The following is a 14,694-nucleotide window of genomic DNA, read 5'->3' on the forward strand; positions in this document are numbered from 1 at the left end:
ATTGCTTTGAGTAAATGTGTGGTTAGCTCCCATTTGGTGTCCAATTTCATGGGCTACATAATCGATGTCAAAATTATCTCCTGATGGAATTCCGTCAGCCGGAGAAGTGATTCCGCTTCCTTTTCCACTTGAACAAATACAACCAATACAACCTGCATTTCCACCACCACCGGAAGCACCAAATAAGTGACCAATATCATAATTAGCTTCACCAATTACAGAAGTTAATGTACTCTGCAATTCTGAATTCCAAGCACCACCGGATCCGGTTGCCGCAGCAGAATAAGGATCTGTTGAAGCGCTTGTATAAATAACAGCATCAGTATTAGCAATCAATGTCATTCTAGCTCCGAAATCTTTTTCAAAAACACCATTAACACGAGTCATCGTATTATTGATAGCAGCCAAAGCCAACGCTTTTGTTCCGCCAAAATAAACGGTATACTCACCTGTTACAGACATTGCTAAACGGAATGTTCTTAAAGTAGCATCATCAGCATTTGGTCGTGCAACTACAACATTACGAATGTCAGCATTAACAGTTTCAACAACTCTACATTCGAAAGGACTTAATGAAGCCGCTTTGTCAGATTTTCTATAAACCGTATAAGTGCTTAAATCTGTAGTGTAAGGTTCGATGAATTCAGCCGATTGATCCGCTTTAACGACCATAGTTTGTAAACCAAGCGGCGACAAACTAAAATAAATCGTAGAAGCCGGATTTTCTACACCTTGTCCTATATAGGATTTAATGTCAGAATATCTTGCTGCCAATGCCGGATCCATATTAGAAGATTCTTTCACGCGAAATTGCTCCAATTGTCCTTGCGCATTAGGAAAAGAAACAATAACATTCGACTGTGCATTCGAAGCGAATCTTTTAGGTGCGTTGGTTAGACTTTGTTTTAATTGATTGACATCAAGTGCAAATAATCGTGGATTAACAATACTTTGTTTATTTGCAAAAGTTACTGCGCTTGGGTTTTTTGCAGTAGCTTTCCATAAAGCTTTTCCTGATTGGGCAAAGGAAAAACCAGTGATTGCAATTAGAGCAATCGAGAGTAATTTGTTTTTCATAATTCGAGTTTTGGTTAAATTCGGCTTCAAATGTAAAATTATTTTTTAACCAATTATCGAATAAACGAAGAGTTTATCAACATTTTTCACAATATTTTAAAAAATAAGTTGGATATTTCTTATATCATGGGTTGATTTCTTACAATTAATGAAATAAAGCGTTTGAAAATAAAATAATTCATCAGCGGATTTATTTTTGAATCAGATAAAAACTATTTTTATACAAACTATCGCAGATGAATTTGAGTTATTGGGAAATAAAAAATTGGTTCACCAACGTTGATTATACCATCGTAGGAAGCGGTATCGTCGGCTTGCATGCGGCACTTCGATTGCGCGAACGTTTTCCAGAAAGTAAAATTTTAATACTCGAAAAAGGCATGTTGCCACAAGGCGCCAGTACAAAAAATGCTGGATTTGCTTGTTTTGGAAGCATTTCTGAAATCACGGAAGATTTAAAATCACATTCGGAAGAAGAAGTCATTCAACTGATTCAAAAACGTTGGAATGGTTTGCAATTGTTGCGAAAAAGATTAGGCGATGCTACCATTGATTTTCAACCTTATGGTGGCTATGAATTGTTTTTAAAGGAAGATGAATCTGCCTATCATGAAAGTTTACAAAAATTGCTGTTCATTAATGAAATCATCAAACCGATTTTTAAAACGGATGTGTTCCTCAAAGAAATCGACCGCTTCAATTTTAGTGGCATTCACGAATATTTGATTTTCAATCCTTTCGAAGCGCAAATCGATACCGGAAATATGATGCAAGCGCTATTAAAAGAAGCAGTTTCAAACAATATTTTAATACTCAACCAACAAACAGTCACGGCTTTTGAAGAAAATTCAAATGGTGTTGAAGTGGCTTTGGGTGATTTTAGTTTCACAACAAAAAAATTATTATTCACCACGAACGGTTTTGCCAATCAATTGATTGCACAAGAAGTAAAGCCAGCACGAGCCCAGGTTTTGATCACCGAACCGATTCCGAATTTGGATATCAAAGGTACTTTTCACATCGATAGAGGTTACTATTATTTCAGAAATGTAGGCAACAGAATTCTTTTAGGTGGCGGAAGAAACCTTGATTTTCAAGGCGAAACTACAACCGAATTGGGTGAAACCTCATTAATTCAAAATCGATTGGATGAACTTTTAAAAGAAGTCATTTTGCCTGATATCGATTTTAAAATCGAACACCGCTGGAGCGGCATTATGGGATTGGGATCGAGTAAAAACCCAATCGTTTCACAATTGTCAGATCATGTCTATTGTGGTGTAAGATTAGGCGGAATGGGCGTTGCCATTGGAAGTTTAATCGGGAATGAGTTGGCGGATTTAATTTAAATATAATATGGTAAAGAAAATACTTCGCATTATCGGAAAAGTGCTGCTTTGGTTTTTTGTAATTTCTATTCTTTCAGTTTTCATCTTCAAATGGGTTCCGATTCCGTCAACACCATTGATGGTAACACGCGCTATTGGAAACAAACTCGACGGAGACGATATGGTTTGCAGCCATGATTGGGTTCCGATTGAAGAAATTTCAACCAATTTACAAAAAGCCGTAATTGCCAGTGAAGATGCGAATTTCCTAACCCATCATGGTTTCGATTTTAAAGCGATTCAAAAGGCGATGGAAGGCAATGAGAAAGGAAAAAAACTAAAAGGTGGAAGCACAATTTCTCAACAAACCGCAAAAAATGTTTTTCTGTGGCAAGGACGAAGTTATATCCGAAAAGGTCTTGAAGCTTATTTCACCGTTCTAATCGAATTGATTTGGGGCAAAGAACGCATCATGGAAGTCTATCTTAATAGCATTGAAATGGGCAATGGTGTATACGGAGCCGAAGCCGCGTCGAAATATTGGTACAGAAAAAGCGCTGTCGATTTGACTAAAAATGAAGCCGCCGGAATTGCCGCCATTCTTCCAAATCCAAGGAAATTTAAAGCGACCAATTCTTCTTCCTATATTAATAGAAGAAAAGGCAGAATTGTAAAGCACATGAGTTATGTTGGGAAACTCGATTATTAATCATAAAAAAAGCGCCTTGTTCTCAAAGCGCTTTTTGTTTTTATATTAATGGAACAACGGAATGTATTGTTTCCAATGTTTGTATATCATAATCGTGTTCAAGACTACCACCAATAGTGCGGCACTAACGCCGGGAATGTCAAGAAATAGGTGGAAAAGTAAAATATTAATAGAAATCGGCGCGAGTAAAATCAAAGCGAAAGCCACCCATTTTTTAATTAAAAGCATCGCGCCAATAATCACTTCTAAAATACCTACAACCGGGAAAATATAACCAGTCGCGCCTAATGAATTCATAAAATCTGCTGCGGAACCTGTTGGTGGTGGTAGCGGAATGAAATGTAAAAAATTGTTGCTGCCAAAAACAACAAGCAAAATCCCTAATGTGATTCTAACGAGTAAAGTAAATTGTGAATTCATAGCTATTTGGGTTAATTAGACTTTAAATAAAATCCTAAATTAATAATTTATTCTTTATAAAAAACATATTTTACGCTTAATAACTAAAAAAATTTCTTAAAATTTGATTAATATGTAGATTCCGTTTGATGCAAATTTATTTTATAGAAAACAATGAAAAATTAAGCTTTAATCCTATATTCACAGCTTGATAATTATTTATGAAGACTATTTTAATCACCGGCGCATCGAGCGGGGTCGGCAAAGCTACAGCAATTCATTTCGCTTCCAACGGTTGGAACGTCATCGCCACGATGATTTGTTTAGAAGAAGGAAAAGACATTCGAAGCATTCCCAATATTCACAGTTATCTTTTGGATGTGACTTCAACCGAAAGCATCAATGCAGCCAAAGAAAAAATACTTCAAGATTTTAAAACCATCGATGCATTGATTAATAATGCAGGAATTGGTTACCGAAGTTTTGTGGAATTATCCGAAGACACTAATATCAATAGCATTGTCAATGTCAATTGGCTTGGTGTTGTAAAAATGTCGCGCGCTTTTATTCCCGTATTCAGACAACAAAACTACGGGCAGATTATCAATATTTCTTCGATTGCCGGATTGGTCAATTTGCCATTGGGAAGTTTCTATCATTCGACCAAACAAGCCGTCGAGAGTTTTTCGGAATGTATGGCTTATGAATTACTCGATTTCAACATTTCAGTTTGTACGGTGCAATTTGGTAATGCCGCGACGAATTTTCAAAGCAATGTTACTAAATCGGCCACTTCAGGAATTCCATCTTACAATACATTAATGGATAAAGTCACCGAACTGCTTCATAAAAAAACCGCAAAGAATGTTGATTTAACACCAAAAATCACCCAAAAATTATTGTCGATTGCTGAAAATCCTAACCCAAATTTCAGAAGATATTCGATTGGTTTTGATGCTAATGTGATGAAAATGCTTCGGGCAGTATTGGGTTATCGATTGTTCAATTGTGTGATTAGAAGGTTTGTTTTGAAATAAAAAGTCGGCCGCAGATTCGCGGATTATTAAACATTAGTGATTATCCAGAACTTTATACTATAGTTTACTGCTAAAAATTTATGTTTTTCTTTGCGTCTTAGCGCCTTTGCGAGCCAAATTTATATCTCGCAAAGGCGCTAAGACGCAAAGTTTTAAAAAAATCTGCGAATCTGCGGTTGACTTTGAATTCCTTATATCGTAAAATTCAATCCCAAAACCACTGTTCTTCCAATGTTCGGAATGCCATCGGTTTTCAAACGTGATAAATGCGCGATATAGGTTTTATTGAGCAGATTGTTTGCGTTTAAATTGACATCTAAAGCTGTTTTTCCGAAATGAATTTTCCCTCCAAATCCGAGATTTACTAAAGTGTAATCATTCGAGCGCGTTTCAAATCCACTCACATTGTTCTGGTCAAAAGTATACACAGCATTCAAAGTCGCAAATCCATCGGTCAACCATTTTTTGACATTGAATTCCGTACGAATCGTATTGCTCCAACTATTCGCAGGAATTAAGGGCAAATAATCGCCGTTTTGTTTTTTGCCCGTGACGTTTTCAAAACTACTTTCCAAATGCAACCAATCGAGCGGATGTGGATGAAAATGCAACCCAATTTCACCACCGTAAAGCATCGCATTGTTTTGAATGTAATCAAACACATCATTGCCATCAATTACTGTTCCTGCAGGCGCAGCATAAATATAATGATTGATATGATTGTAAAATCCGTTGGCGAAAAATTCGAAATGACTGTTGTTGTATTCTAAATTAATATCGGTTTGGATATTCTGTTCGGTTTTCAAATTGGCGTTTCCAATTTCATAGCGATTCGTGCCTTCATGAACACCATTCGAAGTCAATTCTGCCAAATTCGGCGCGCGAAATCCCGAAGCAACATTGAGTCGAAAAGTCAAATCTTGCTGCAAATTGGTTTTGTATCCGAGTGCGGCATTAAAACTGTCATAGCTTTTTTTGATGGCGTCAAACGAACCTTCATCACCTGATATTCCATGTGCAATGCTTGTGATTTTTCTGTTGTCGAAACGCAATCCGGCTTGAATGACATTCGATTTCCATTCGTAATTGAAAGTGCCGAAAACACCGAAATCATTCGTAGTGGCATCGGGAATTAAATATTCTTCACCAGAATTGGAGTTGGTTTGATGCATTCCTTGAATGCCAACAATCGATTCGATTTTTCCAAATTTCGGCAAATGAAATTTCGCATCGTAATTGAACGTTTTAAGTTTCATGTGCAAGCTCGCAACATCACTGTCTTCAAATTCACTTCGGTCATTTTCTATATAACCCAAATCAACATCGAGCTTTGAATTTTTAAAATACACGATATTATTCCAACTCAACAAATGATTGAAAACACCTTGCTTAGGAAACGCTGTTTTTTTGCTTGATGTTTGTTCCGCAATGCCATTTTCGGGAATACCCAAGTCGAGTTTGTTATAGTTATAGCGCAATACACTAGAAAATTTCGCATTTGAATAGCCGATGCCTGTTTTAAAATCGGATTCATTATAACGTGTATTGGTCACTCGATCGCCATTTGGAATTTTATAATCTGAATGTGTGTTGTAACTTCCTCGCGCCGAAAATTTCCAGTTTTCAGTTGATGTTTTCAAACCCAAAGAAGTATTGCTTCCCAAAGTATTCGAAAATAATTTTTGACTAAAATTCGCTTTGAAAGTTTGTGGTTCCGCAAATTTTTCGGGATTGAAATACAATACGCCGCCAAGCGCATCCGATCCGTAAAGCAACGAAGCCGGACCTTTGATGACTTCAACACTTTCAACGCCGGCATCATTCAAACCCAAACCGTGCTCATCGCCAAATTGTTGGTTTTCGACACGAACGCCTTGCGAGTACACCAAAACCCGATTGCCACTCAAGCCTCGAATGACTGGTTTTCCAATCGACGTTCCTGTGGAAACTTGCGAAACGCCGGGAATTGTCGCCAAACCTTCAATTAAAGTTGAAGTTCCTTTTTGTTGTAACGATCGCATACTGGCGTGTTCGACTTTCATGACGTTTTGCGATTGCAATTTATTGAAAGCCGTCGAAACAATGACTTCATCCATTTGAAATGCTTTTTCTTCAAGGCTGATGTCGAGAACAGTTTCTTTTTGCTCAAGTGAAATGATTTTATTTTGAGTGGCAAATCCAATAAAGCTGAACGTCAATTTTAGATTGCCATTTGGGAGATTGTTTAAGGTGTATTTTCCGTTTTCATCGGTAGTGGTTCCTTTGTGAATTTCAGGAACATTCACAGTAACGCCTTTTATAGGTTGACTTTTGGCATCGGTTACGGTTCCTGAAACCGAATTTTGCGCATGCAACATAGCCGTAAACCCCAGCAATAGGATGGATATAATTTTTTTCATAAGATAAATGATATTGTTATAAATGATAGACTACTTCCAACTTGTGATTGGAAGTCATGACGTTATTTAAACAATAGCACTTGGCGGGCCACGAAGCGAATAGGAACTTCCCGAAAACGAAAAAATAATTTCGGTCGGAGCGAAAAAACAATAAGGGATTAATCCTATTGTAAAATGTGGTGTATGCGAAAAAGTTTGCGGCGTAATGAAAGTGCTAAACGTAAATTCACACACAAAACATTTATCAAAAGGATGGTGTTGATGCGAAATTTCGGTTTGACCAGTGTATTTATGATGGCATTGTTTTTCGGAAAATAATTTACTTAAATGCTCAAACGAATGCACCGATTGCAGCAGCATTGAAAACAATACTGCAACCATTAAGGTCGAATTGATTATGGCAAACCTTTTTTTCATCGGGACAAATGTAGTAAACCCCTAAAAAAACCGGTTTGTTTTAACAAAGTTTTGGATTGATTAGGAAAAATGAAACCGCGAATTCACGAATTTTAATTTAATAATTCGTGAATTCGCGGTTGTTTTTATTTTGAGCTGAATGTTTTATACCAAATGATTCGCTACCAAATATTCCGCAATTTGAACCGTATTCGTAGCGGCACCTTTGCGTAAATTATCAGCAACAATCCACATGTTTAAAGTGTTGGGTTGGCTTTCATCACGGCGAATTCTTCCTACAAAAACATCATCTTTTCCTTGCGCGTACATAGGCATCGGATAGGTATATGTGTCGGTATTGTCTTGCACAACAACACCTGAAGTATGGTGTAAAATGTTGCGTACTTCATTAATATCAAAATCATTAGTGAAAGCCACGTTTACCGCTTCGCTATGGCCGCCAACAATAGGTACACGCACGGCAGTTGCAGTAACTGCGATACTAGAATCGCCAATAATTTTTTGAGTTTCACGAACGAGTTTCATTTCTTCTTTGGTGTAACCGTTGTCTTCAAAAACATCACATTGCGGAATGGCATTGCGATGAATAGGATATTTGTAAGCCATTTCACCTTGAATGCCGGCATATTCATTTTCCAATTGCTCAACAGCTTTGACACCAGTTCCTGTAATCGATTGATAAGTCGAAACTACCACACGTTTGATGTTGTATTTTTTATGTAATGGAGCTAAAACCAAAACCATTTGTATTGTAGAACAATTCGGATTGGCAATAATTTTATCTTCTTTGGTCAACAACGAGGCATTGATTTCAGGAACGACTAATTTTTTGGTTGAGTCCATTCTCCAGGCCGAAGAATTGTCGATTACTGTTGTTCCAGCAGCTGCGAATTTCGGCGCCCAATCTAAAGAAGTTTGTCCACCGGCAGAAAACAAAGCAATATCGGCTTTCATATCGACAGCGGTTTGCATGCCTACAACTTTATACTTTTTTCCCTTGAATTCGATTTCTTTTCCAACCGATTTCTCAGAAGCAACCGGAATTAATTCGGTTACAGGAAAATTTCTTTCGGCCAATACTTGAAGCATCACTTCGCCAACCATTCCGGTAGCGCCTACAACAGCAACTTTCATATAGTTCTTTATTTAAGTTTGAATTTTTAAAGCACAAAAATAACTAGAATTTATCTTGATTGGATAATTTATAAAAAGAAAAACCATTCGCCGAAACGAATGGTTGGGTTAAATATATAGTGTAGCGGTATTATTTTTTCAATAAATCTCTAATCTGCGTAAGTAATTCTTCTTGAGTTGGACCTGCTGGAGCAGCTGCTGGAGCTGGCTTTTTCATTTTCCCATAAGCTTTGATAATCAAAAACATTACAAAACCTACAACAATTAAACTAACAATAGTATTAATCCAAGCACCATATCTAACGGCATTTTCAGGAGTAACAACTGCGCCTGCTGCGTCTTTAACTTCAGGAGATAAAACGTATTTAAGCGAAGCGAAATCCATTCCGCCGGTTAGCATTCCTACGATTGGCATCGCGATATCAGCAACAAATCCGTTAACGACAGCACCAACGGCACCAGCCATAATTACAGCAACTGCGAATTCAATCACGTTGCCTGTCATAATAAAACTCTTGAATTCTTTTAACATAATTAATTGGGATTAGTTAATATTCTATTTAATTGATTCGCTAAATTATAGAATAAATTAACATTTGCGCTATTATTTTCTTAAGATTTACTTTTCTCTAAAGAAAATTTTCTTTTGGAGAAAAGCTTCTTAAAACACCATTGAAGTCTGATTTTTAAAAGTTTAGCAATAAGAAATTCTTACGATTTTACAAATTTGCTACTGGAAAGCCCTTTGTTAGTCATCACTTTGACAATGTAATTTCCGGTTTTCAGACTTGAAACATCCACTTTTTTGTCTGGATTTACACTGTTTTGAACTTGTTGTCCTAAAATGTTGTAAACCGTTAAACTATATATTTCTATATCTTGTTTTGTAATTAGATTAAGAAATTCACCGACAGGATTTGGATACATCGTCAAATAAGTATCAAATTCAAAAGTGTCATTTTTCAAGACCTCAAATGAGGAAGTAGTAGTATTGGTAACAACCGGAAAATTATAATCAAAGTAAATATTAGCCAAATTGCTTATTGTTGAATTTGCAAGTACTGTGGGTTTGATTTTGATTTTGAAAACCAAGTAACCATCATTGTTTCCATCATCAAAAGGGAGATTGATATTTTCGAATATAAACTCTACTTTGTCTGTATTGTTGATTCTAGTGGTACAACTATGCGAGGCATCAGTAAGTTGTAGCGTAGAAATGTCGAATTTTGTAGTGTCGATGATGTCTTTTACAACAATATTTTCGGCGGCAAAAGTTCCGGTATTTTCAAAACGGATTTTATAATGTACATATTTACCAATCAAATTTGCACTGATGACGCTACCTTCTAAACACGCTTTATCATTAGGGTCGAATGAGTTAAAAACCAATTGGTTTAATGTAGCCGTATTATCTTCGGGCGTTTCGTCAGTATTTAAACCGTCAATATTTGCGGTATAATGCAAAATGTCACCCATGTTTACAGGAGGAATATCCAGCGGAGTATTGATGGCTAGGGTGATTACAATTTCACCGGATTGAAATGGAGTAAGGTTGCCAAGATTCCAAGAAAGGGTATTTGGTGATTGTGTCGAAGGCAAAGACGAAGAAATATAGGTTAAAATCTGATCGTTATATGTTAAATTAACGGTGGCATTTTCAGTCAAGTTGCCTTTGTTTTTGTATTTTAATTTATATCTGGCATTGATGCCTGGGCGGATGTCATTGCTTATTGGAATGAAAACCACTTCTAAATCGTGATGAACACCATTAGGCACAATACAAAAATTCTGAACAAAAGGATTGCCACTTGATGGAAAAGTTACCGATGCGTTGACAGGTGAAGCGGTAAAATAAGTCGGGTTTTCGAATCTTGGTGTGATGGTGTGGGTTCCTGCCGGTACAGTAATGGAATAATTTTCTTCTGTGGCATTAGAAATTAAAGTGCCAGAGTTCACTCCACTCGAAATGGTAAATTTTAAATACGGATAAGACACATCAGAAGTGTCACAACCATTGTTGTTGCCGTCGATTTTTTTACTGCCCTCAATAGTATAGAATATACCGCCAGATGTAAAATTGCAATAACTATTGACCTGACAATTCGTATAGCCCAAGTTCGCCACATTTTGCTGAATGGAAATGATATCGGCTTCGTCAGCGCAAATATAAATCAGGTTGGGATTATTTCCCAGGTCTAATGTAGTCCAACTAACATTGTTGTTTTTTAAAAAAAGCGTTGTTAGTTGATTGTTGTCGCATAACAATCGGGTCAAATTAATCAGATTTTCAACGTTCAAACTTGTGAGTTGATTTACTCGACAATTCAAAAGGGTCAAATAGGTCAGATTACTAATATCAATGCTTGTCAAATGATTGTTGTAACAAAACAAGCTGGTTAAATGAATCAAATCATTTACAATTAAACTCGTTAGTTGATTTCCATAACATTCTACATTGGTCATATTAATCAAACCGCTAAGGTCTAAACTTGTCAATTGATTATGAGGACAAACTACTTCTTTCAGACTTGTTAATCCACTTAGATTTAAAGTTTGCAAATCATTAAAAGGACAACCTAATTTTTGTAAATTAATTAGCCCATTCACATTTAAACTCGTTAAACCGCTTGAGCTGCAATAAAAAAATTTTAAATTAACCAAACTGCTCAAATCTAAGCCTGATAATTCGATAGAACTGATCTGCAAAGTTTGCAGGTTAGTAAAACTACTAATCCCCTCGAGGCTGTGAACAGGTGCCGAGCTGATATTGAGATATTTTATCACACTCGCTTCACTTACCTGAATTTCGCCATCATTATTGGTATCTACTTTACTATATACAGTCACATTTCCTGAATCGGAAGACGTTGAAGTAGAAGCAATCATTTCATTTGGCCCCGCCTGCAACAGTTTTGCTTTAAAATTGGCATCTGGGATGTTGACGATTTGTGCGTTGGTAACAACTAAATATAGCAATGAAACTAAAGAGAAATAATATTTTTTCATAAATGTAAAGTATAAAAAATCAGGCAAATGTAGTTTTTTAAAAGCTTATTCTCTGTAAAAAATGCGCTTCACCCTTTGCGAAATGCTGGTCAGAATTTCATACGGAATCGTTTGTAGTTTTTCAGCGATGTAAATAACGGTTGGACTTTCACCAAAAATAATCACCGGATCGCCTTCTAAACAAGCAATGTCAGTCACATCAACCATCAACATATCCATACAAATACTTCCGACAATTGTAGCTTTTTGGTCATGAATCGTAACGAAACCAACACCGTTGCCCCAATGTCTTGAAATACCATCGGCATAGCCAATAGGAACAGTAGCTATTTTTGTGGTTTTCGTTGCCATGAATCTACGGCCATAACCGACACTTTCGCCCATATCAATGGTTCGAATTTGAGAAATAATCGATTTTAAAGTGCCGACATTTTCAAGATTGATTTGCTCTTCAGCATCATTCGAAATTCCGTAAAGGCCGATACCCAAACGAACCATATCATATTGTGCTTTCGGATAATTGCTGATTCCTGAAGTATTTAAGATGTGGCGAATCGGTTTGATTTTTAATTCGAAAATCAATTCTGATGATAATTTTTCAAACAACGCAATCTGCTCTAAAGCAAATTCATGATGTTCCAAATCATCGCTCGTGGCCATATGCGACAAGATGCTTTTTACTTGAACTGTTTTGTTGTCTTTCAACCTAGCAATCAATTCTTTTAATTGTTCTGTTTCAAAACCCAAACGGTGCATGCCGGTGTCGAGCTTAATATGAATCGGATAATTTTTTAATTTCTTCTGTTCTGCAATTTTCAAAAAGGCATTCAAACCTTTCAAACTATAAATTTCCGGCTCCAATTGATGTTGAATAATTGCTGCAAAACTAGTAGATTCAGGATTCAAAACCATAATCGGCAATTTGATGCCGTCGTTTTTAAGCGAAATTCCTTCATCTGCAAACGCAACTCCAAGATAATCTACTTTATGATGTTCGAGCAATTTGGCGATTTCAAATCCACCATTGCCATAACCGAAAGCTTTGACCATCACCATCATTTTGGTTTTGGGTTTCAATTTCGATTTGAAGAAATTCAAATTGTGACTAATCGCGTTGAGGTTGATTTCTAAAACTGTTTCGTGTGTTTTTTCTTCTAAAGCGTGTACGATTTTTTCGAAATTAAAAGTTCGCGCACCTTTGATTAATATGGTTTCATTGCCAAAATTCAAACTTTCTATTTGGCTGATAAACGCATCGGTATTCGGAAACGTAATGCAATTCAAAAACTTATTTTTAAATTTCGAAATCGTCTCGCCAATGCCAATCACACGACTGATTTTATTCGAAATAATCAGTTGAGAAACCTTCGAATACAATTCTTCATCAGACAAACCGCTTTGAAAAATATCCGATAAAATCAATGATTTCTTTTTGTATTGTTTTTGACTTTCAAGGAAATCGAGTGCAATTTTGAGTGATTGGAAATCTGAACTGTAACTGTCGTCAATGAGCATAGTATTGTTGATGCCGTTCTTAACTTTCAAACGCATTTCGACAGGAAACAACAATTCAACGCGGCTTTCAATCGTTTTTGGGTTGTAACCAAAATACAAAAGCGTCATAATGCATTGGATCGCATTTTCTACAGAAGCATCGTCCTGAAATGGAATTTTGATTTCAAAAGTCGATTCCGCATATCGGATTTTTAAAAGTGTTTTATCTAAAATCGATTTTTTGGCGATGAATACATCGGCTTCTTCATCCTTGCAACTCCAAGAAAAAGTTTTTAATTTCGGATTCAGAAATGCATCAATCGATTTGTTTTTATTGTAGATTAATATTTTGGCGTGGTGGAAAAGCTTGAGTTTCTCTTTCATTTTCTCACCAATGTTGGCAAAACCTTCGTCGTGCGCAGAACCGATATTGGTTAAAATGCCAATCGTAGGTTTGAGGATTTTCTCGAGTTTTTCCATTTCATGAACCGTCGAAATTCCAGCTTCGAAAATTCCAAGATTGTGTTGCGCATTAATCGCAATGACCGAAAGCGGAACGCCGACTTGCGAGTTATAACTTTTCGGACTTCGAATGATGTTATAATCCGGACTCAACAGAAAATTAAGCCATTCTTTGACGATTGTTTTTCCATTACTTCCTGTAATTCCGATAATCGGAAAATCAAAAAGATCACGATGGTGTGCTGCGAATTTTTGTAAAGCATCAAGCGTGTTTTCTACGACTAAAAAATTCGCTTGGTCTTTAAATGATTCAGGAATGTGTGTCACCACGAAGTTGCGAACGCCTTTTTCAAGCAATTCTTCTATGTAAATATGCGCGTCATTATTCGGACCGACAATCGCAAAAAATAAAGTCTGAGCGCCGTTTTGCAGCGAACGACTGTCGATAGCAATGTTTTCAATTAAAGTATTCGGATGCTTACCAAACCATTGGGCATGAAGGATTGGGACAATATTTTTGATGGATAAAACCAATTATTCTTGATTTTTGCGGGTTTTGGCCTTTTCAGCTTCTTGTTTTTCCTGACCTTTTTGCATGGCATGATAATAAGCGGCGCGGCTCAAAGGTTCGTATTCTTCGGTTTCTCCAAGAAAAACCAAATTGTCGTTGTCGGTTTTTCTGTAACTGTAATTGGCAAGATTTCCGGTGCGTGTGCAAACAGCGTGTACTTTAGTCACATATTCAGCGGTTGCCATAAGTGCAGGCATCGGACCAAACGGATTTCCTTTAAAATCCATATCGAGACCGGCTACGATGACACGAATTCCGGAATTGGCCAAATCGTTGCATATTTTTACAATTTCATCATCAAAAAATTGTGCTTCATCAATGCCGACTACATCACAACCTTGCGCTAAAATAGCAATGTTGGCAGCGGCGGGAACTGGCGTTGAACGGATTTCATTTTTGTTGTGTGAAACGACCATTTCTTCATCATAACGCGTGTCAATGGAAGGCTTGAAAATTTCGACTTTTTGTTTGGCAAATTGCGCGCGCTTCAAACGGCGGATTAATTCTTCGGTTTTCCCTGAGAACATCGAGCCGCAGATTACCTCTATCCATCCAAATTGTTCTTTATGATTGACTGTATTTTCGAGAAACATTTTGTATTTTTCTTGCGCTAAAGATGAATAGATTTTATTACTTTGTAGTATAAATAAACCGATATAAA

The 14,694-nt window shown here is 36.7% G+C and carries 12 protein-coding genes; 3 read left to right on the forward strand and 9 right to left on the reverse strand.

What is annotated here, in order from left to right; all coding sequences use genetic code 11:
- Positions 1 to 1,077 (reverse strand): reprolysin-like metallopeptidase (locus RMO03_RS00280; protein WP_309640074.1); only part of this gene is annotated, 1,077 nt, incomplete at its 3' end.
- Positions 1,078 to 1,313: 236 nt separating this feature from the next.
- Here RMO03_RS00280 and RMO03_RS00285 point away from each other — a divergent pair.
- Together RMO03_RS00285 and mtgA are read left to right on the forward strand one after the other, a co-directional pair.
- Positions 1,314 to 2,426, forward strand: a complete 1,113-nt coding sequence (locus RMO03_RS00285) for an FAD-dependent oxidoreductase (RefSeq protein ID WP_309640075.1) — start codon at positions 1,314 to 1,316, stop codon at positions 2,424 to 2,426.
- A gap of 7 nt (positions 2,427 to 2,433) precedes the next feature.
- Positions 2,434 to 3,114, forward strand: coding sequence for a monofunctional biosynthetic peptidoglycan transglycosylase (gene mtgA / locus RMO03_RS00290; protein WP_309640076.1), 681 nt, complete (start codon positions 2,434 to 2,436; stop codon positions 3,112 to 3,114).
- Positions 3,115 to 3,159: 45 nt separating this feature from the next.
- Here mtgA and RMO03_RS00295 read toward each other — a convergent pair whose 3' ends face one another.
- Positions 3,160 to 3,534 carry a DoxX protein gene (locus RMO03_RS00295; RefSeq protein WP_309640077.1) on the reverse strand — a complete coding sequence of 125 codons (375 nt, stop codon included), beginning with the start codon at positions 3,532 to 3,534 and terminating at the stop codon, positions 3,160 to 3,162.
- A 200-nt stretch (positions 3,535 to 3,734) separates the two neighbouring features.
- On the opposite strand from RMO03_RS00295, the gene RMO03_RS00300 reads away from it, so the two are divergent.
- The gene (locus RMO03_RS00300; RefSeq protein ID WP_309640078.1) at positions 3,735 to 4,550 is read left to right on the forward strand and encodes an SDR family NAD(P)-dependent oxidoreductase; all 816 of its coding nucleotides are present in this window, start codon (positions 3,735 to 3,737) and stop codon (positions 4,548 to 4,550) included.
- 191 nt (positions 4,551 to 4,741) lie between these two features.
- Here the strand turns inward: RMO03_RS00300 and RMO03_RS00305 are convergent, their stop codons facing one another.
- The 7 genes from RMO03_RS00305 to RMO03_RS00335 form a co-directional block, all read right to left on the reverse strand.
- A complete protein-coding gene (locus RMO03_RS00305; RefSeq protein ID WP_309640079.1) occupies positions 4,742 to 6,949 on the reverse strand; it encodes a TonB-dependent receptor domain-containing protein in 2,208 nt (735 codons plus the stop codon).
- A gap of 66 nt (positions 6,950 to 7,015) precedes the next feature.
- Positions 7,016 to 7,366, reverse strand: coding sequence for a hypothetical protein (locus RMO03_RS00310; RefSeq protein ID WP_309640080.1), 351 nt, complete (start codon positions 7,364 to 7,366; stop codon positions 7,016 to 7,018).
- A gap of 144 nt (positions 7,367 to 7,510) precedes the next feature.
- Complete coding sequence (locus RMO03_RS00315; RefSeq protein ID WP_309640081.1) at positions 7,511 to 8,500, reverse strand: aspartate-semialdehyde dehydrogenase; 990 nt, start codon at positions 8,498 to 8,500, stop codon at positions 7,511 to 7,513.
- 130 nt (positions 8,501 to 8,630) lie between these two features.
- Positions 8,631 to 9,032 carry a large conductance mechanosensitive channel protein MscL gene (mscL, locus tag RMO03_RS00320; protein WP_309640082.1) on the reverse strand — a complete coding sequence of 134 codons (402 nt, stop codon included), beginning with the start codon at positions 9,030 to 9,032 and terminating at the stop codon, positions 8,631 to 8,633.
- Positions 9,033 to 9,211: 179 nt separating this feature from the next.
- Entirely contained in the window at positions 9,212 to 11,506 is a 2,295-nt protein-coding gene (locus RMO03_RS00325) for a T9SS type A sorting domain-containing protein (RefSeq protein ID WP_309640083.1), read from the reverse strand.
- A gap of 45 nt (positions 11,507 to 11,551) precedes the next feature.
- Positions 11,552 to 13,996 carry a bifunctional UDP-N-acetylmuramoyl-tripeptide:D-alanyl-D-alanine ligase/alanine racemase gene (locus tag RMO03_RS00330; RefSeq protein ID WP_309640084.1) on the reverse strand — a complete coding sequence of 815 codons (2,445 nt, stop codon included), beginning with the start codon at positions 13,994 to 13,996 and terminating at the stop codon, positions 11,552 to 11,554.
- Entirely contained in the window at positions 13,997 to 14,626 is a 630-nt protein-coding gene (locus tag RMO03_RS00335; RefSeq protein WP_309640085.1) for a thymidine kinase, read from the reverse strand. It abuts the gene before it with no gap.
- Positions 14,627 to 14,694 lie beyond the last annotated feature (68 nt).

The sequence above is a fragment of the Flavobacterium sp. genome, from assembly GCF_031411595.1.
Lineage (GTDB): Bacteria > Bacteroidota > Bacteroidia > Flavobacteriales > Flavobacteriaceae > Flavobacterium.